17 protein-coding genes and 2 tRNA genes are annotated in these 18,579 nt (G+C 68.6%); 13 read left to right on the top strand and 6 right to left on the bottom strand.

Features of this window, described 5'->3' with window-relative positions; translation table 11 throughout:
- Window positions 1-2: 2 nt before the first annotated feature.
- From AC3ENX_RS12380 to pepN, 3 genes are all read right to left on the bottom strand, one after another.
- Window positions 3-797: an ABC transporter permease subunit gene (locus tag AC3ENX_RS12380; protein ID WP_434812181.1), complete on the bottom strand. Its 795-nt coding sequence runs from the start codon at window positions 795-797 to the stop codon at window positions 3-5.
- Window positions 794-1,705, bottom strand: a complete 912-nt coding sequence (locus AC3ENX_RS12375; RefSeq protein ID WP_434812180.1) for an ABC transporter ATP-binding protein — start codon at window positions 1,703-1,705, stop codon at window positions 794-796. The genes AC3ENX_RS12380 and AC3ENX_RS12375 overlap by 4 nt, the downstream gene beginning before the upstream one ends.
- Before the next feature lie 113 nt (window positions 1,706-1,818).
- Complete coding sequence (gene pepN / locus AC3ENX_RS12370; protein WP_434812179.1) at window positions 1,819-4,359, bottom strand: aminopeptidase N; 2,541 nt, start codon at window positions 4,357-4,359, stop codon at window positions 1,819-1,821.
- A 124-nt stretch (window positions 4,360-4,483) separates the two neighbouring features.
- Between pepN and AC3ENX_RS12365 the strand changes: the two genes are divergently transcribed.
- Genes AC3ENX_RS12365 through AC3ENX_RS12345 form a run of 5 tightly spaced genes read left to right on the top strand, consistent with a single transcriptional unit; the run spans window position 4,484 to window position 9,409 of the window.
- Window positions 4,484-5,695, top strand: a complete 1,212-nt coding sequence (locus AC3ENX_RS12365; RefSeq protein WP_434812178.1) for a ferrochelatase — start codon at window positions 4,484-4,486, stop codon at window positions 5,693-5,695.
- A 43-nt stretch (window positions 5,696-5,738) separates the two neighbouring features.
- Complete coding sequence (locus AC3ENX_RS12360) at window positions 5,739-6,236, top strand: ribose-5-phosphate isomerase (protein WP_434812177.1); 498 nt, start codon at window positions 5,739-5,741, stop codon at window positions 6,234-6,236.
- Window positions 6,236-7,231: an Fpg/Nei family DNA glycosylase gene (locus tag AC3ENX_RS12355; RefSeq protein WP_434812176.1), complete on the top strand. Its 996-nt coding sequence runs from the start codon at window positions 6,236-6,238 to the stop codon at window positions 7,229-7,231. Before AC3ENX_RS12360 ends, AC3ENX_RS12355 begins: the two co-directional genes overlap by 1 nt.
- Before the next feature lie 28 nt (window positions 7,232-7,259).
- Window positions 7,260-7,913 (top strand): FMN-binding negative transcriptional regulator, encoded by a 654-nt coding sequence (locus tag AC3ENX_RS12350; protein ID WP_434812175.1) that lies wholly within the window; start codon window positions 7,260-7,262, stop codon window positions 7,911-7,913.
- Window positions 7,910-9,409, top strand: a complete 1,500-nt coding sequence (locus AC3ENX_RS12345; protein ID WP_434812174.1) for an amidohydrolase — start codon at window positions 7,910-7,912, stop codon at window positions 9,407-9,409. The genes AC3ENX_RS12350 and AC3ENX_RS12345 overlap by 4 nt, the downstream gene beginning before the upstream one ends.
- 54 nt (window positions 9,410-9,463) lie before the next feature.
- On the opposite strand, the gene AC3ENX_RS12340 is transcribed toward AC3ENX_RS12345, so the two are convergent.
- Complete coding sequence (locus AC3ENX_RS12340) at window positions 9,464-9,949, bottom strand: Dps family protein (RefSeq protein ID WP_434812173.1); 486 nt, start codon at window positions 9,947-9,949, stop codon at window positions 9,464-9,466.
- Between the two features lie 132 nt (window positions 9,950-10,081).
- On the opposite strand from AC3ENX_RS12340, the gene AC3ENX_RS12335 reads away from it, so the two are divergent.
- Entirely contained in the window at window positions 10,082-10,618 is a 537-nt protein-coding gene (locus AC3ENX_RS12335) for a gamma carbonic anhydrase family protein (protein WP_434812172.1), read from the top strand.
- Window positions 10,615-12,462 carry a Na+/H+ antiporter NhaA gene (gene nhaA, locus AC3ENX_RS12330; RefSeq protein ID WP_434812171.1) on the top strand — a complete coding sequence of 616 codons (1,848 nt, stop codon included), beginning with the start codon at window positions 10,615-10,617 and terminating at the stop codon, window positions 12,460-12,462. The genes AC3ENX_RS12335 and nhaA overlap by 4 nt, the downstream gene beginning before the upstream one ends.
- Window positions 12,463-12,773: 311 nt before the next feature.
- Here the strand turns inward: nhaA and AC3ENX_RS12325 are convergent.
- A tRNA-Gly gene (locus AC3ENX_RS12325) sits at window positions 12,774-12,847 on the bottom strand.
- 95 nt (window positions 12,848-12,942) lie between these two features.
- Between AC3ENX_RS12325 and AC3ENX_RS12320 the strand changes: the two genes are divergently transcribed.
- The 6 genes from AC3ENX_RS12320 to AC3ENX_RS12295 all read left to right on the top strand — a co-directional run bounded on the left by AC3ENX_RS12320 (window position 12,943) and on the right by AC3ENX_RS12295 (window position 18,086).
- A tRNA-Pro gene (locus AC3ENX_RS12320) sits at window positions 12,943-13,016 on the top strand.
- 73 nt (window positions 13,017-13,089) lie between these two features.
- Entirely contained in the window at window positions 13,090-14,625 is a 1,536-nt protein-coding gene (gene tig / locus AC3ENX_RS12315; protein ID WP_434812170.1) for a trigger factor, read from the top strand.
- 159 nt (window positions 14,626-14,784) lie between these two features.
- Window positions 14,785-15,369, top strand: coding sequence for an ATP-dependent Clp protease proteolytic subunit (locus AC3ENX_RS12310; protein ID WP_434812169.1), 585 nt, complete (start codon window positions 14,785-14,787; stop codon window positions 15,367-15,369).
- Window positions 15,370-15,386: 17 nt separating this feature from the next.
- Window positions 15,387-16,061 carry an ATP-dependent Clp protease proteolytic subunit gene (locus AC3ENX_RS12305; protein WP_434812168.1) on the top strand — a complete coding sequence of 225 codons (675 nt, stop codon included), beginning with the start codon at window positions 15,387-15,389 and terminating at the stop codon, window positions 16,059-16,061.
- 154 nt (window positions 16,062-16,215) lie between these two features.
- Complete coding sequence (gene clpX, locus AC3ENX_RS12300; protein WP_434812167.1) at window positions 16,216-17,484, top strand: ATP-dependent Clp protease ATP-binding subunit ClpX; 1,269 nt, start codon at window positions 16,216-16,218, stop codon at window positions 17,482-17,484.
- A 38-nt stretch (window positions 17,485-17,522) separates the two neighbouring features.
- On the top strand, window positions 17,523-18,086 hold the full coding sequence (locus tag AC3ENX_RS12295; protein ID WP_434812166.1) for a dihydrofolate reductase family protein: 564 nt from the start codon (window positions 17,523-17,525) through the stop codon (window positions 18,084-18,086).
- Here AC3ENX_RS12295 and AC3ENX_RS12290 read toward each other — a convergent pair.
- Window positions 18,067-18,564, bottom strand: coding sequence for a GyrI-like domain-containing protein (locus tag AC3ENX_RS12290; RefSeq protein WP_434812224.1), 498 nt, complete (start codon window positions 18,562-18,564; stop codon window positions 18,067-18,069). The genes AC3ENX_RS12295 and AC3ENX_RS12290 overlap by 20 nt on opposite strands.
- Window positions 18,565-18,579 lie beyond the last annotated feature (15 nt).

Below are 18,579 nucleotides of genomic sequence, written 5' to 3'. Positions count from 1 at the left end.
GCTCACGCGTCGCGCGTGCGCAGGACCGCCCACCCGCCGAGCAGCAGCACTGCGGGCCACGCCAGGAGCGTGATGACCGGCTCCCACTCGACGCCCTCGGGCATCGTCAGCGCCATTGCGGCGCTGCTCGGCAGGAACCGTGAGGCGTCGACCAGCCACTGCCACGACTCCCCGCCGATCGTGAACAGGCTGAACACGATGGGGAGCACGAAGAGCACACCGACGGTGGCTGAGATCGCGCCGCCACCGTTGCGGATGAGGAACCCGAAGCCGACACCGATGAGCGCGAAGACGGCCATCGCGATCACGCCCCACGCCAGCGGGATCCAGGTCGCGACGGGATCGGCCCAGTCGAGCTCGGCTCCGCCGACCAGCGATGTGGCGACGACGGACAGTGCCGTCGTCACGACAGCGGTCGCCGCGAGCAACGCAGCGACGGCGAGAGACTTCGCGAGCAGCACCACCCCACGGCGCGGCTCAGCAGCGAGGCTCGACCGGATCATGCCGGTCGAGTACTCGCCGGTCACGCTGATGGCGCCGAGAATGCCCGCGACGAGCATCGTGAACTGGATGGGCGCGACAATGCCGAGCACCGCAGGGGAGCCCGGGAAGTCCCGTGTCGCGAAGGCGACGAGGGTCGAGATCGCGAGCGCGAGCGCGACGGTGATCGAAAGCGACCACCACGTCGACCGCAGGGTCAGCAGTTTGATGACCTCACCGCGCAGCACGCGGAGGAAGCCGAGCCGGTACGGCGACTCGGTCCGGGGAGCGGCGGTTTCGACGGCGACGGCGGTCATGACAGTTCCTTGCTCTTGTACTCGACGGCCTGCTCGGTGAGGGCCATGTACGCCTCTTCCAGCGAACCGCTGGCGGGCGTCAATTCGTGCAGGGGGATGCTGGCTTCGGCGGCGACGTCGCCGATGCGCGCTGCCGTCACGCCGGTGACATGCAGCAGGCCCGGTTCGGTCGTCGTGATGCCGACGTCGGGCGCATCGATCGCGGCGACGAGGTCGCTCGCCCGAGGGGAGCGGACCGTCACGGCGGGCGTCGTCCACGCCCGCACGAGGTCCGATAGCGGCGCGTCGGCGAGGACCTGGCCCCGGCCGAGCACGATCACGTGGTCTGCGGTCTGGGCCATCTCGCTCATGAGGTGGCTCGAGAGGAGCACCGTGCGCCCCTCGGCGGCCAGAGCCCGCACGAACTGTCGAACCCAGCGCACGCCCTCGGGGTCGAGCCCGTTGACCGGCTCGTCGAGCACGAGCGTGCGGGGGTCGCCGAGCAGTGCCGAGGCGATCCCGAGGCGCTGTCCCATGCCGAGTGAGAAGCCGCCGGCACGCTTGCCGCCGACGTTCTGCAGACCCGTGAGCTCGATCACCTCGTCGACGCGACTGCGCGGGATGCCGTGGGTCGCCGCCATCGCGCGCAGATGGTTGCGGGCGCTCCGCCCCGTGTGCACGGCCTTCGCGTCGAGCAGGATGCCGACTTCGGTGAGGGGCGAGCGCAACGAGCGGTAGTCGCGGCCGTCGATGCTCACGCGACCCGATGTCGGACGGTCAAGTCCGACGATCATGCGCATGGTGGTCGACTTGCCGGCGCCGTTCGGACCGAGGAATCCGGTGACCTTGCCCGGTTGCACCGAGAAGGACACATCAGAGACCGCGGTCTTCGCGCCGAAGCGCTTGGTGAGATGTTCAGCGACGATCATGCTTCGACGCTACGGGCTCGCGCGTCGCGTCGGCATCCGCCCATGGTCGTGTTCCGACGCGGACGGCCTCCCCCGAGAGGATGATTCTCGGGAGAGGCCGTCGTGTCGTCGGACTATTCGGCGTCGCGTGCCTGCACGGCAAGCGCCCGCTCGACGCCGGCCAGGTTCTCCGCGACCAGGCGACGCAGGGCGGCGGGAGCCTCGCTGTGCTCGTTCAGCCAGCGACGTGTCGCGTCGCGCAGCGTGGTGTTCGCCAGCGGCGCCGGGTAGAGCCCGGTGATCAGGTAGTTCGCGATCTGATACGTGCGCTGGTTCCACACGGGCAGCAGCATGGCGAAGTAGTCGTCGATGAAGGCGCCGAGTGATTCGACGCCGGCCGGGTGCACGAAGCCGAGGGCGGCCGCGCGGACGACGGTGTTCGGCAGGTCGGCGCTGTCGACCAGCGAGGCCCACGCGACGCGCTTGTCTGCTTCGGCCGGTAGCGCCGCAGCGGCCTGAGCGGCGAATTCCCCGCCCTTCGCGGTGTTGTCGGCAGCACGCGCTTCATCAATGACCGACGCGTCCACGACACCGCCTGCGGCGAGCGAGACGAGCAGGATCCACGACAGGTCGGCGTCGATCTCGAGCCCGGGGAGTGCGATCGCGCCATCGCGCAGCGTCCGCACGGTCTCCCAGTGGGCGGCCGTCGAGGCTGCTCCCGCGAAGGCCGTGACGAACTGCAGTTGGCTGTCGCTGCCGGCTTCGGCATCCTGAGCCAGCTGCCACAGGCCGTCGGCGACCTTCGCACGCGTCGCCGCGCGACGTTCGGGCGCGACATAGGCACTGGCGGCCAGCAGCAGCTGCGCCAGCGTCGTCCGAACGGTGGTCGACTCGGTCTCGCTGCCGATGTTGCGCAGCACGAGATCGACGTAGTCGGATGCCGAAGACTCTGCGTCGCGGGTCTGGTCCCACGCGGCGCCCCAGACCAGCGAACGTGCGAGCGGGTCGCCGATCGCCGAGAGGTGCTCGATCGCGGTCTGGAGCGACCGCTCGTCGAGTCGGATCTTCGCGTAGGCGAGGTCGTGGTCGTTGAGGAGCACGAGGTCGGGGCGCGCCAGGCCCTTCAGCTCCGGCACCTCGGTGAGGTCGCCGTCGACGTCGAGTTCGGCGTAGTGCACGCGCTCGAGCGAGCCGTCCTGCAGGCTGTAGAAGCCGACGCCGAGCCGGTGCGGACGGATCGTCGGGTAGTCCGCCGGGGCGGTCTGCACGATCGCAAAACGCGTGATCGTGCCGTCCTCCGAGGTCGTGAGCTCAGGTGCGAGCGTGTTGACGCCCGCCGTCTCGAGCCACTTCTTCGACCACGTGCCGAGTTCCCGGCCGCTCGTGGTCTCGAGCTCGGTGAGCAGGTCGCTCAGCTCGGTGTTCGACCAGGCGTGCTTCTGGAAGTACGCCGACACACCCGCGAAGAACTCGTCGATGCCGACCCAGGCCGCCAGCTGCTTCAGCACCGAACCGCCCTTGGCGTACGTGATGCCGTCGAAGTTCACCTGCACGTCTTCGAGGTCGTTGATCTCGGCGACGACCGGGTGCGTCGAGGGGAGCTGATCCTGGCGGTAGGCCCAGGTCTTCTCCATGGCGTTGAACGTCGTCCACGCTTCGGTCCATTCGGTGGCCTCGGCTGTCGCGATCGTCGACGCCCACTCGGCGAACGACTCGTTGAGCCACAGATCGTTCCACCACTTCATGGTGACGAGGTCACCGAACCACATGTGCGCGAGCTCGTGCAGGATCGTGACGACCCGACGCTCCTTGACGGCGTCGGTCACCTTGCTGCGGAAGACGTAGGTCTCGGTGAAAGTGACCGCGCCGGCGTTCTCCATGGCACCCGCGTTGAACTCGGGGACGAACAGCTGGTCGTACTTCTCGAACGGGTAGGGCACGCCGAACTTCGCTTCGAAGTACTCGAAGCCCTGCCGGGTCTTCTCGAAGATGTAGTCGGCGTCGAGGTGCTGCCACAGGCTCTTGCGTCCGTACACGCCGAGGGGCACGACCCGGCCCGAGGCGCTGGTCAGCTCGGAGAAGGTCGCCTCGTACGGGCCCGCGACGAGCGCCGTGATGTACGACGAGATGCGCGGGGTGGGGGCGAACGACCACGTGCCAGACTCGCCGTCGACGACGGGCTCGGGGGTGGGGGAGTTGGAGACGACCTTCCACGCGGCCGGCGCGGTCACGGTGAACTGGAACGTCGCCTTCAGGTCGGGCTGCTCGAACACGGCGAAGACGCGGCGGGAGTCGGGCACCTCGAACTGCGAGTAGAGGTAGACCTCGCCGTCGACCGGGTCGACGAACCGGTGCAGGCCCTCACCGGTGTTGGTGTAGAGGCAGTCCGCGTCGACGATCAGTTCGTTCTCAGCGGCAAGGCCCGACAGCGCGATCCGCGAATCGGCGAACGCCGCAGCGTCGACGGGCGCGCCGTTGAGCGTGATCGTTCGCACGTCGCGTGCGATCAGGTCGATGAAGGTGGACGCGCCGGGTGTCGCGGTGAAGCGCACGATGGTGCGCGACCCGAAGACCTCGGCGCCCTTCGTCAAGTCGAGGGCGATCTCGTACGACTGCGTGTCGACGATCGCGCGGCGCTCCTGCGCCTCGATGCGGGTGAGGTTCTCTCCGGGCACGTCGTTGCTCCCTGGGGTTCCGTGGGGTGTTCGGGCAGGTCTGCGGCGTCCGGCGTGGTCGGCCGGGCACCGCACACAGCCTATGCCGTGCCGAGCCGACGCGCGCGGGTGCGAGGATGGTGGTGTGAGTTCCGACCCCGAATCTGCGCTTCCGACCGTCTCTGTTCCCACCCCCGTGCTGCTGGCCTCACCGGCCGCGGCGACCGGCCCGGCACACGTCGAAGAGCCCGTCGCGTACGACGGGATTCTGCTCGCCGGTTTCGGCGGGCCAGAAGGCCAGGACGACGTCATCCCGTTCCTGCGGAACGTGACACGGGGTCGCGGCATCCCCGACGAGCGGCTCGAAGAGGTGGCACACCACTACCGGCATTTCGGCGGTGTGAGCCCCATCAATGCGCAGAACCGCGCGCTGAAGGCCGCCCTCGAGGACGAACTCGCCCGACGGGGCATCGACCTGCCGGTGTACTGGGGCAACCGCAATTGGGAGCCCTACCTCGAGCAGGCCGTCACCGATGCCGTCGATGCGGGTCACACCCGGTTGATCGCCCTGGCCACGAGCGCGTACAGCTCGTTCTCGAGCTGTCGCCAGTATCGCGAGGACTTCGCCCGGGTCGCCGATGCCGCCGGCGTCTCCGACCGGGTCACCATCGACAAGGTGCGACAGTTCTTCGACCACCCAGGTTTCGTCGCGCCGGTGAGTGCCGGCGTGCGTGATGCCGTCGCCGGGATGCTCGACGACGGCGTGGACGCCGACACGATCCGGGTGCTGTTCTCGACGCACAGCATCCCGCTCGCCGACGCTGAACGCTCCGGGCCGCGCGACGTCGACTGGGGCGAGGGTGGTGCGTACGCCGCGCAGCATCGCGCCGTCGCAGAGGTGATCATGGATGAGCTCGCCGAGGCCCGGTCGGATGCCGCCGGCATTGCGTGGGATCTCGTCTACCAGTCGCGATCGGGACCGCCGAGCCAGCCGTGGCTCGAACCCGACATCTGCGACGTCATCGAAACGCTGCCGGATGCCGGATTCGCGGCCGTCGTGATCGTGCCGCTGGGCTTCGTGAGCGACCACATGGAAGTGCTGTGGGACCTCGATACCGAGGCGATCGAAGCGGCGGCGGGCGCCGGACTGCGCGCGGTGCGCACGCCGACCCCCGGCATCGATCCCGCGTACGTCGCCGGGCTCGTCGATCTGGTCATGGAGCGCGTGCAGGGCACCCCGGCATCCGACCGCCCGGCCCGCACGGCACTCGGGCCGTGGTTCGACGTGTGCCGCCCCGGATGCTGCGAGAACGTTCGCGCCGGATTCAAACCCGCGGCGGCCGGGCTCGCGCCGTGACGCACGGACGCCGCGGTCGGACCTTCTCCCTAGGATTGTGAGCATGCGGATCCACATCGCCACCGACCACGCCGGACTCGAGTTCTCCACGCAGCTGCAGCAGCACCTGGCCGCGCAGGGCCACGACGTGATCGACCACGGTCCGGTTTCGTACGACCCGCTCGATGACTATCCCTCGTTCTGCATTCGCGCAGCGCAGGCGGTCGTCGAGGACCAGGCCGCCGGTGCGCAGGCGCTCGGGGTGGTCTTCGGCGGGTCGGGCAACGGCGAGCAGATCGCGGCGAACAAGGTCCGCGGCATCCGCGCCGCGTTGGTCTGGAACCTCTCGACGGCGGAACTCGCGCGCGAGCACAACGACGCGAACGTCATCGCGATCGGTGCGCGCCAGCACACCTTCGACGAGGCCGTGTCGTTCATCGACCGCTTCATCGCGACGCCGTTCCCGGGCGAGGAGCGCCACGTGCGGCGCATCGGTCAGCTCGCGGCGTACGAGACCGACGGCTCGCTCGAGCCGGACCCCCGCGCCCCGCAGGTCCACTGATGCCCGAGGGGCATTCCGTCCACCGCATCGCGCGCCAGTTCGACCGCAACATCGTCGGGCGCACGGTCCAGGCCTCCAGCCCGCAGGGCAGGTTCGCCGAGGGCGCGGCCGTGCTCGCCGGACGGGAAGCGACCGAGGTCCGTGCGGTCGGCAAGCAGATGTTCCTCGGGTTCGAGGATGATGTGTGGCTCCGCGTACACCTGGGTATGTACGGCGCGTGGGATTTCGCAGGCGAGATCCTCGTCGACCCGACGATCGCGTCTGCGAACGGGCGGATGGGGCAGACCAATCAGCGGGGGACCGACCTCGACCAGGTCTTCGACGACGCCGGAGAGAATTCGCTGACGTCGATCGGCGCGCCCCGTCGCACTCGCGTCCACGTGCGGATGAGCGAACAGACCACGGGGCTCGCGGACGACGGCGACCTCTGGCCGCCGGCGGTCGTCGGTCAGGTGCGGCTGCGTCTGCTCACCGACGTCACGTGCGCCGACCTGCGCGGACCGACCGCGTGCGAACTGCAGAGCCCCGACGAGGTCGCGGCGACCATCGCCAAGCTCGGCCCCGACCCGCTCGTCGACGACGTCGACGCCGGAGAGGAACGCTTCACCGCCACCGTGCGTCGCAAGCCCACACCGATCGGTCTGCTGCTGATGGACCAGAGCGTCGTCAGCGGCATCGGCAACGTCTACCGCGCCGAACTGCTCTTCCGCGCCGGCCTCGATCCCCACACGCCCGGTCGCGATGTACCCGAGGAGACCGTCCGCGGACTGTGGCGCGACTGGGTCCGTCTGCTCGCCATCGGCGTCGAGACCGGCCAGATGATGACGATGGACGATCTGGATGCCGAGGCGTATCGGCGGGCGATGGCGAGCCGCGACGATCGCCATTGGGTCTACCACCGCACCGGGCTGCCCTGCCGGGTGTGCGGAACCGCCATCGTGCTCGAGGAGATGGCGACGAGGAAGCTGTACTGGTGCCCGAGCTGCCAACGTTGAGCGTCGGGGGGACAGAAGGAGCGACGGCATGAGGCAGAACCCCAGTTTCGCGATGACCGACGTCCGCGAACTGCGCCGCGTCATCGAAGAGAACCCCTGGATGACCCTCGTCGCGACGGGCGCCGAGGGTCTGGTCGCGTCGCACTACGCGGTGCTGCTCGACGAGGCACGCGACGATCTCACCATCGTCGGACACGTCGGCCGGCCCGACGATCTGTTGCTGGGGCTCGGCACCGGCGCCGAACTGCTGGTCATCGCGCAAGGCCCCCACGGCTACATCTCACCGGGCTGGTACGAGCCGGGCCCGAACGTTCCCACATGGAACTTTGTGACGGTGCACCTGTCGGGCGTGCCCGAAGTGCTCGCAGCGGAGGAGAACCTGCGGGTGCTCGACCGACTCGTCATGCGCTTCGAGTCCGGGATGGCGCAGCCGCACCTCATGTGGGAGCCGCCGAACGACGAGGACTACGTGCGAAGGATGGAGCGTGGCACCGTCGGATTCCGTCTGACGCCCACCAAGGTCGTCGCCAAACGCAAACTCAGTCAGAACAAGAGCGACGTCAGCGTAGATCAGGTCATCGCGGCGCTGGAATCCGGGGCGTCGCCGTATGCCGACCCGCGACTTGCGGGCGAGATGCGCCGCGCGCACGAGTCGATGCGCGCCGCGCGGGCGCAGTCGTGACCGCCGAACACGGTTCGCAGGTCGACGTCGTCGCCGACGTGCGATTGACGGGCTCCGACAGGCTGGACCCGTTCGGTGACGACGTCGTCGACGTGCACCTGCGTGACGGTCGCGTCATCGACATCGCACCGGCGGGCGCGCTCCCGCGCGCAGGCGTTGTCCTCGATGGTGCCGGTGGCTGGCTGATCCCCGGGCTTTGGGATCATCACGTGCACACCGTGCAGTGGGCCCTCGTCGCTCAGCGGGTGCCGCTCGGCGACGCGACCTCCGCCGCTGACGCCGCGGCGCGGATGGGCGGCGCACCCGCGCTCGACGACGGTCGACGTGTCGGCACCGGCTTCCGTGATGCCCTGTGGCCGGACCGCCCGACGCGCGCAATGCTCGATGCCGTCACTGCGGACGTGCCGACGTATCTCATCAACGCCGACGTGCACAGCGTCTGGCTGAACACCGCTGCGTTCGCCCGCGAACAGCTCGCCGCGACCGAGGATGGGATGCTTCGCGAGGAGCCCGCGTTCGAGATCTCGCGGCGGCTCAACGCCGTCGATCCAGCGGTGGGGGACCGCTTCGTCACCGAGGCCCTCGCCCGCGCCGCTGCGCTGGGGATCGTGGGAATCGTCGACCTCGACATGGCGTGGAACGCGGAAGCGTGGACACGGCGCCTCGCGCAGGGGTTCGATTCGACGCGTATCCGGTTCGGTGTCTACCCGGCGCTGCTCGAGCGCGCCATCTCCGAGGGGCTCGCCACCGGTGACGCTCTCGACCCCGCGGGGCTCGTCCGGATGGGGCCGCTCAAGCTCATCACCGACGGCTCCCTCGGCACCCGCACGGCGGCGTGTTCGCACCACTACCCGGGCGATCCGGGCAACCGAGGGCTGCTGACGATCGCGCCGGACATCCTCGGCGAGCTCCTCACCCGCGCGACCGGTGCGGGGCTCGAGGTCGCGGTTCACGCGATCGGCGACCTCGCCAACACGCACGCCCTCGACGCGTTCGCCGCAACGGGGGCGCAGGGCACGATCGAGCACGCGCAGCTGGTGGCCCACGCCGACATCGCCCGCTTCGCGCGCCTCGGTGTCGGTGCCAGCGTGCAGCCCGAGCATGCGGTGGACGACCGCGACCTCACCGACACGATCTGGGCTGAGCAGACGGCGCTGCCGTATCCGCTGCGCGCCTTGGCCGATGCCGGAGCGAACCTGCTGTTCGGCTCCGATGCGCCGGTCGCACCACTGGACCCCTGGGCGGCGATGGCCGCCGCGGTCTTCCGCACGCGCGGGGGACGGCCCGCCTGGCGACCCGATCAGGCATTGGATGCTGCGACTGCCCTCGCGGCATCCACCAGTGGAGGCTCAGTCACGGGGTCGACGGTGAACGCGGGCGACGTCGCCGACCTCGCGGTGATCGACCGCGATCCACTCAGCGCCGACGAGCCCTCGCTGCGCGCGACGGGCACCGCGGCGACCCTGCTCGGCGGTCGACTGACGCACCTGTCCTGAACGAGACAACGCGCCCCGAACCGTTCAGGTCCGGGGCGCGTTGTCTCGTTCGGTTCAGCTGGCGAGGTGCGCCGAGAGGAACCAGCGGTCCTTCTCGAGCGCCGCCTTGATGCCGATGACGATGTCCTGGCTCGTCAGGTCGATCTCGTCGAGTCCGTCGATCGCGGCCTGCACATCTGCGAGCACCGCGTCGATGTCGCCGACGATCGCGACGATCTCGTCCTGCCACTGCGCGAAGCCTGCGGGCACGGTGGTCGCCTTCACCTTGTCTGCGACCGTGCTCACGCGGGCGTCGATCGGCAGGCCGAGGGCGACGATGCGCTCAGCGGCCTGGTCGGCGGCGTTCTGCGCATTGGCGACCACCGTGTCGAGCAGCTCGTGGATCGCGATGAAGTTCGCGCCGCGGACGTTCCAGTGGGCCTGCTTGCCGTTGACGGCGAGGGCCTGCAACCCGAGAACGACGGGGGTGAGGAACTGGGCTGTTCCCGCGGCGACCTCGGGGTCGGCAGCGGTCATGGGGATGGTGTGGGTCTTCGTCATGTCTTCTCGCCTCCGTTCGGCGGGGTCGTGCCCCGCTGTTGACTCCAACGCTACTCGCGCGAGAACATTCCGCAAGCAAGCAAAGGCTCGGCTTACCGGGCCTTTTCCGCCCGGCAAGGTTAGGCTCAGCTCATGACGATCGCCGACGACGCCCGCATCCTCACCGTCGGCGGGAAGACGCCACACCTGCACGAGACGAGCTTCGTCGCGTCGGGTGCGCGCCTGGTCGGCGAGGTCACCCTGGAAGAGGGATCCAGCGTCTGGTACAACGCGGTCGTCCGCGGCGACAGCGCCCCCATCACGCTCGGACGAGGCAGCAACCTGCAGGACAACGTGTCGGTGCACGTGGATGCCGGCCATCCCGTCGTCATCGGCCGCGATGTCTCCGTCGGCCACAACGCCGTCGTGCACGGGTGCGTCATCGGCGACGGGTCGCTCATCGGCATGGGGAGCGTCGTCCTCTCCGGCGCACGCATCGGCGCGGGGTGCCTCATCGCCGGCGGTGCCGTCGTCCTCGAGGGCGCGGAGATTCCCGACGGCTCGCTCGTCGCGGGCGTGCCGGCCAAGGTACGCCGGGCGCTCACCGACGACGAACGTGCCGGCATCCTTCGCAACGCGCAGATCTACCGTGAGCACTCGTCGGCGCACGCCGGGGCGGCCGACGCGTGAGCGGCGAGGTGCAGCCGACGCTCCAAGCACGCATCCACGCGAAGAAGAAGAATCTGTCGAACGATCAGGTCTCGGCGGCGCTCATGCTCGTCGGCGTCGCGATCGCACTGCTGTGGGCGAACGTCGGGCCGTTGCACGCCTATGAGGAGTTCTGGGAGCTCCCCATCGAACTGGTGGCTGGTGACTTCCAGCTGCACTTCACGTTGCACGAGCTCGTGAACGACCTGTTGATGACGCTGTTCTTCTTCCTCATCGGGCTCGAGGTCAAACGCGAGCTCCTGTTGGGTGAGCTGACCGACCGCTCCCGTGCCATCGTGCCGATCGCGGCGGCCGTGGCCGGGCTGGTCGTGCCCGCACTGCTCTTCGTGCTGATCGCCGGCCGCACCGACGAGGCCGACGCCTGGGGCATCGTGATCTCGACCGACACCGCGTTCCTGCTGGGTGCGCTCGCGATCATCTCGCCGCGCTTCCCGGCGCGGTTGCGGGTGTTCCTGCTCACCCTCGCGGTCATCGACGATGTCGGCGCGCTGCTCGTCATCGGCGTCTTCTACAGCTCGGGCCTCGCCGTCTGGCCACTCGTCGTCGCGGTGCTCTTGATGGCTGCGCTGGTCGCCGTGCGCTACCTGCCCGCAGGTCAGGGTGCGGCGTACCTCGTGATCGGTGTCGCACTGTGGGCAGCGGTCGACATGTCGGGGATCCACGCGACACTCGCCGGCGTCGCCGTCGCGCTCATCATTCCGGTCTTCGCCCCGCGTCGCGCCCAGGTGGAGCGAACCGCCGATCTGACCCGGGCGTTCCGCGAGTCGCCGAGTCCCGGGTACGCGCGGGCGGTGACGCGCAGCCTCCGGCAATCGCTCTCGCTGAACGAACGGATCGACGAGAGCTGGCGACCGTACGTGTCCTTCCTCGTGCTCCCGCTGTTCGCCCTCGCCAACGCCGGCGTGCGCATCACCGGCGACACGCTCGCCGCAGCGGTCGCCTCACCGTTGGCATGGGCGATCATCGTCGGCCTCGTCCTGGGCAAGTTCATCGGCATTACCGGAGTGACCGCGGCGATGGTGGCGCTGCGCAAGGGCACGCTCGCGCCCGGGCTCGGCCTCAACCGCGTCGCCGGGGGAGCGGCCCTGTCGGGCATCGGCTTCACGATCTCGCTGTTCATCGTGCCGATCGCCATCGAAGACCACGACACGCAGGACATCGCCCGCATCGCCGTGCTCGCGGCATCCGTCATCGCCTTCGTGCTGGGCTGGGTCGTCATCACGATCGGCGACCGCATCCGCCCGCCGCGTCCGGTCGGCGCCGTGCTCGCACGCCCGATCGACATGGAACGCGACCACGTGCGCGGACCCGCCGACGCGAAGTACTCGCTGGTGGAGTACGGCGACTTCGAGTGCCCGTTCTGCAGCCGCGCGACAGGGTCTGTGGATGCCGTCTTCGCGCATTTCGGCGACGACATCCGCATCGCATGGCGGCATCTGCCGCTCGACGGGCCGCACCCGCACGCGCAGCAGGCGGCGCAGGCCGTCGAGGCGGCAGCCCGCCAGGGCAGGTTCCCCGAGATGTACACCTGCCTGTTCAACAACCAGGATCGGCTCGGGCGCGAGGATCTCTTCGACCACGCCTCACATCTCGGGCTCGACATGGACCGATTCGCTGAGGACTTCGACTCGCCCGAAGTCGCCCACCGCATCGAGGACGACCGGCTCGATGCCGAGATCATGGACATCAGCGGCACACCGACGTTCTTCGTCAACGGCAAGCGGCACAAGGGCCCGTTCGACTCCGACACGCTCATCCGCGCGATCGAGGGACGACCAGGGGAGCGGCCGTCGCTGCTCGGCTGATCCCGCGATGGTCGCCGGGCGGTGAGTCCGGCATTCCGCGATGAGTCCCACCGCGGTGAACGTCCGACTCACGCTGGAATCAGGGACTCGCAGCCGTGGTCAATCCCTCGTTCCCCCACACGAAAGTCCTCCCGCCCGGCCTGCTGCCGAACGTGAGGACATTGGAGGGGGTGACGGGAATCGTCCCCACCGCCACTCCACACGCCGCTGCGCGGCGCGCGGAGCCTCGGGCGGCGTGGGCCCACCCAAGGGTTCGATTCGCATCAACACGAATGTCCCGCTGCACACCCTGCGGGTGCACATCGGGACATTGGAGGGGGTGACGGGAATCGAACCCGCGCAATCAGTTTGGAAGACTGAGACTCTACCATTGAGCTACACCCCCGCAGCAGCATGCGCTGCGGCATCCTGACGAGTCTACAGGGCGTTGTCGGCTAGACTGACCAATGGCCGTTTTTCGGCGCTCGCCTCGTGCGCGCCCGGGGCGTAGCTCAGCTTGGTAGAGCGCCCGCTTTGGGAGCGGGAGGCCGCAGGTTCAAATCCTGTCGCCCCGACAACGACCCCCCAAGACCGAAGACCGACCGTGCGCGCTCGCGCGCGGACGCATCCACAAGGAGAACCAAGAGCATGGTCACGAGCACCGTCGAGACGCTCAGCCCCACCCGGGTCAAGCTGCACATCACGGTCACCCCGGACGAGCTGAAGCCCAGCATCGCCCACGCGTACGAGCACATCGCGAAGGACGTGCAGATCCCCGGCTTCCGCAAGGGCAAGGTCCCCGCTCCGATCATCGACCAGCGCATCGGTCGCGGCGCCGTCATCGAGCACGCCGTCAGCGAAGGCCTCGACACCTTCTATCGTGAAGCCGTCCAGGCCAACGAGGTTCGCATCGTCGGCCGCCCGTCGGCCGAGGTCGTCGAGTGGCCCAACGAGAAGGACTTCTCGGGCGACCTCAAGGTCGAGGTCGAGGTCGACGTCCGACCCGAGTTCGAACTGCCCTCCTACGACAAGATCACCCTCACCGTCGACGCTGTCGAGACCGACGACGCCGCCGTGGATGAGGAGCTCGACCGCCTGCGCGGGCGCTTCGGCACCCTCGTGACCGTCGACCGCCCGGCCGCCACCGGCGACTTCGTGGAGCTCGACCTCGTCGCCACGATCGACGGCAACGAGATCGACCGTGCCGAGGGCGTCTCGTACGAGGTCGGCTCGGGCGAACTGCTCGAGGGCATCGACGAGGCCATCGACTCGCTGACCGCCGGCGAGGACACCACCTTCCGCTCGAAGCTCGTCGGCGGCGACCACGCCGGTGAAGAGGCCGAAGTCTCGGTCACCGTCAAGGCCGTCAAGGAGCGCGAGCTGCCCGAGGCCGACGACGACTTCGCGCAGATCGCGAGCGAGTTCGACACCATCGCGGAGCTGCGCGAGAGCCTCGTCGAGCGCGTCTCGCAGCAGGGCGTGTTCGCGCAGGGCAACGCCGCGCGCGACAAGCTCATCGAGGCCTTCATCGAGCAGACCGACATCCCCGTGCCGGCGCAGCTGGTCGAGGACGAGGTGCACGCCCACCTCGAGGGCGAAGGCCGTCTCGAGGACGACGAGCACCGCGCCGAGGTCACCGAGGCGAGCGAGAAGCAGTTCCGCACGCAGATGATCCTCGACAAGATCGCCGAGGCACACAAGGTGCAGGTCTCGCAGGACGAGCTCACCCAGTACCTCATCCAGTCCTCGCAGCAGTACGGCATGGCTCCGCAGGAGTTCGTCGATGCGCTGCAGCAGGGTGGCCAGCTGCCGCTCATGATCGGCGAGGTCGCGCGCAACAAGGCGATCGCCGTTGCGCTGGGCAAGGTCACCGTCGTCGACACCGCCGGCAAGCCCGTCGACCTGACCGGCTTCGTCGCCGTCGAGGACGAGGCTGAAGAGGGCGCCGAGGAGGCGCCCGCCGAGAAGCCCGCGAAGAAGCCCGCTGCGAAGAAGGCCCCCGCCAAGAAGGCCGACGACGCCGACGCACCGGCCGAGAAGAAGGCTCCCGCGAAGAAGCCCGCCGCCAAGAAGGCCCCGGCCAAGAAGGCCGACGACGCCGACGCACCGGCCGAGAAGAAGGCTCCGGCCAAGAATCCGGCCGCCAAGAAGGCTCCCGCGAAGAAGGCTGCCGACGCGGAGTGATCCCATCGAACGAAGGGCGGATGCTGCGGCATCCGCCCTTCGTCGTTCCCACCATCCGCCCGGCCGCGCCACGCACTCCGCCGACGGCGAACACGGCCGGTGGCTCGTCGCCGCGTCGGTAGATTCGTCGGTGAACGACACATCGGAACGGGAGCACCCATGGCTGAACCCCTCATGGCTCAGAGCGTCTTCGACAGACTGCTCAAGGACCGCATCATCTGGCTCGGGTCGGAGGTGCGCGACGAGAACGCGAACGAGATCTGCGCGAAGATCCTCCTGCTCGCCGCCGAGGACTCCGAGAAGGACATCTACCTCTACATCAATTCGCCCGGCGGCTCGATCACGGCGGGTATGGCGATCTACGACACGATGCAGTTCGTGCCGAACGACATCGTCACCGTCGGCATCGGCATGGCGGCCTCCATGGGCCAGCTGCTGCTGACGAGCGGCACCAAGGGCAAGCGGTACATCACGCCGAACGCCCGCGTCCTGCTGCACCAGCCGCACGGCGGGTTCGGTGGCACCGCGAGCGACATCCAGACGCAGGCGCAGCTCATCCTCGACATGAAGAAGCGTCTGGCCGAGATCACCGCGGCCCAGACCGGCAAGTCCGTCGAGCAGGTCAACGCCGACGGTGACCGCGACCGCTGGTTCACCGCCGACGAAGCCCTCGAGTACGGCTTCGTCGACCACATCCGCGAATCCGCCACCGATGTCATCGGTGGCGGCGGCACCGAGAACTGAACCGGAGGACCCTCACGATGAACACCCCATCCTTCGCGATGCCCGGAGCCGCAGGTGGCGTGCAGCTGCCCTCGAGCCGCTACATCCTGCCGCAGTTCGAAGAGCGCACGGCATACGGCTACAAGCGCCAGGACCCGTACAACAAGCTGTTCGAGGACCGCGTGATCTTCTTGGGCGTGCAGGTCGACGACGCCTCGGCCGATGACGTCATGGCGCAGCTGCTCGTGCTCGAGAGCCAGGACCCCGACCGAGACATCGTCATGTACATCAATTCGCCCGGTGGCTCCTTCACCGCCATGACGGCGATCTACGACACGATGCAATACGTCTCGCCGCAGATCCAGACGGTCGTGCTCGGACAGGCGGCCTCCGCTGCGTCGGTGCTGCTCGCGGCCGGCGCTCCCGGCAAGCGCCTCGCGCTGCCGAATGCCCGGATCCTCATGCACCAGCCCGCCGTCGGTGAGGCCGGGCACGGTCAGGCATCCGACATCGAGATCCAGGCTGCCGAGATCCTGCGCATGCGCACGTGGCTGGAGGAGACCATGGCGCGTCACACGAAGAAGTCGCAGGAGGAGGTCCACAAGGACATCGACCGCGACAAGATCCTGTCGGCGAACGACGCGCTCGAGTACGGCATCGTCGACCAGGTGCTCACGTCGCGCAAGCGGCAGCAGGCCTCGATCGCTTCCTGATCCGCACACGCAAACGCCCCCGCCATCCGGTGGGGGCGTTCGCGTGTGCGGAGTGCGGCGAACCGGCCACAATCCACAGAAGTGTCGGTGTCTGAGGTTAGGCTCGGAGGTGCACCGCACGACCGGCGAACGTCGGAACACCAAGGAGGAGTGCATGGCTCGCATCGGTGAGAGCGCCGACCTGTTCAAATGCTCCTTCTGTGGAAAGAGCCAGAAGCAGGTCCAGCAGTTGATCGCGGGCCCCGGCGTCTACATCTGCGACGAGTGCGTTGAGCTGTGCAACGAGATCATCGAAGAGCGCATGGCCGAATCGGCCGACGGCGCCGTCGCCGAATTCGACCTCCCGAAGCCGCGCGAGATCTTCTCGTTCCTCGAGGAGTACGTCGTCGGGCAGGATGCCGCCAAGCGCGCCCTCTCCGTCGCCGTCTACAACCACTACAAGCGCGTGCGTGCGCACACCGTCATCCAGCCCGCAGAGCAGCGCGCCGAAGAGGTCGAGATCGCGAAGAGCAACATCCTGCTGCTCGGGCCGACCGGTTGCGGCAAGACCTACCTCGCGCAGACGCTCGCAAAGCGCCTCAACGTGCCGTTCGCCGTCGCCGACGCCACCGCCCTCACCGAGGCTGGCTACGTGGGTGAGGATGTCGAGAACATCCTCTTGAAGCTCCTGCAGGCAGCCGACTTCGATGTGAAGCGGGCAGAGACGGGCATCATCTACATCGACGAGGTCGACAAGATCGCCCGCAAGGCGGAGAACCCCTCCATCACCCGCGACGTGTCGGGGGAGGGCGTGCAGCAGGCGCTCCTGAAGATCCTCGAGGGCACCGTCGCCTCGGTGCCGCCGCAGGGCGGGCGCAAGCACCCGCACCAGGAGTTCATCCAGATCGACACGACGAACGTCTTGTTCATCGTCGCCGGTGCCTTCGCAGGCCTTGAAGAGATCATCTCGTCGCGCGTGGGCAAGCACGGCGTCGGCTTCGGCGCCCCGCTGCACGACAAGGGTCAGGATCTCGAACTCTTCAGCGAGGTGCAGCCCGAAGACCTGCACAAGTTCGGTCTGATCCCCGAGTTCATCGGCCGTCTGCCGGTCGTCACTGCGGTCTCACCGCTCGGGCAGGATGCGCTCATCCAGATCCTCACCGGGCCGAAGAACGCGTTCGTCAAGCAGTACCAGCGCATGTTCCAGCTCGACGGCGTGGAGCTCGAGTTCGAAGACGATGCGCTCCGTGCGATCGCCGACCTCGCCATGGAGCGCAAGACGGGCGCTCGCGGACTGCGCGCCATCCTCGAAGAAGTGCTCGGGCCGATCATGTTCGAGATCCCGTCGACCGAAGACGTCGACAAGGTGATCGTCACCCGGGCATCGGTCACTGACGGTGCGGCACCGACGCTCGTCCTCCGCCAGAAGCGCAAGAGCGCCTGAGCCGTTCCCTGTCCGAACCCCCGCATAGGGTGGCCGGCATGGGACGCATCATCTTCGACACTGCGACGACGATCAACGGCTGGATCGCCGACGAGCAGAACTCCCTCGCGTGGTTGTTCGCCGTCGACGGCGGCACGACGCCGGACGACGAAGTGCTGCCGACCAACGCGGGCGTGCTGGTCGAGGGCTCCACGACCTACGAGTGGGTGCTCGCCGAATCCGACATCCTGAACCATCCTGAGAAGTGGCATGACTTCCACGGCGATCGGCCGACATTCGTGTTCACCAACCGCGACCTCCCGGTACCCGACGGAGCCGATGTGACCTTCCTCCGCGGCAACGTCGCAGACGCTTTGCCGCAGCTGCGCGCGGCGGCGGGAGAGAAGGACATCTGGGTGGTCGGCGGGGGAGACCTCGCGGGCCAATTCGTCGACGCCGGTGCGCTCGACGAGATCGCCGTCTCGATCGCCCCGGTGCTGCTCACCGGCGGGGCGCCACTGCTGCCGCGTCGCGTCGAATCCGACCGGTTGCGACTGGTCTCGGCGAAGGCGGTCGGGCAGTTCGCCCGCGTCGTCTACGCGGTCACACCGCCGTCGGCATGATGAGGTCGGTGCGCAGTTCGTCGGCCGGTGTGTCTGTCGGGTCCGACACATAGACCTCGATCCAAGTGCCGGCGGGATGGATCCCGCGCTGCGCTGCGCGATCCACGAGACCGCCCCATCCGCTGCCCAGCCCGTCGTAGGAGCCGATGTGCGTCGTCGCGACCGCGGCGCCGGCGGGCAGGGATGACGGCGTGATGAGCACGCCGCCCTCACCGGGCAGGGGATCGGTCAGCGGCGTCGCGACAGGGAACGCGATCTCGAGGTCGAACGTCGCCATCGGGTCACCGTGATAGATCGCGACGGCCGGTCCGATCGGGGTGACGACGCCGCCTGCGGCCGCAGCACCCAGAGCCCCGAAGCCCGCATCGAACAGGCGCGTCAGGTCGGCGATCGTGACACCGTCGTGGCGCACCGCCGCCAGCGGCAGGGGAGCGAGGTCCAAGTCGTCCGCGGGACCATAGGGGGTGTCGGCGAGCATGGTCACGTCCGTTCT

This window comes from Microbacterium sp. bgisy189 (assembly GCF_057707225.1).
Note: the sequence above shows the minus strand (reverse complement) of the source record. Positions and strands in the feature narration are given on the sequence as shown.